Below are 255 nucleotides of genomic sequence, written 5' to 3' on the forward strand. Positions count from 1 at the left end.
TGTCACCGGCAGTCTCATTAGAGTGCTCTTTCGTAGCAACTAATGACAAGGGTTGCGCTCGTTGCGGGACTTAACCCAACATCTCACGACACGAGCTGACGACAGCCATGCAGCACCTGTGTTACGGTTCTCTTTCGAGCACAGCCAAATCTCTTCGGCCTTCCGTACATGTCAAGGGTAGGTAAGGTTTTTCGCGTTGCATCGAATTAATCCACATCATCCACCGCTTGTGCGGGTCCCCGTCAATTCCTTTGA

General features: G+C 51.4%; 1 rRNA gene. It reads right to left on the reverse strand.

Annotated elements, in window-relative coordinates:
- Window positions 1–255: ribosomal RNA gene (locus GJ695_RS29520) — 16S ribosomal RNA — on the reverse strand; the annotation flags it as partial.

The organism is Duganella alba (genome assembly GCF_009674495.1).
Lineage (GTDB): Bacteria > Pseudomonadota > Gammaproteobacteria > Burkholderiales > Burkholderiaceae_D > Rugamonas > Rugamonas alba.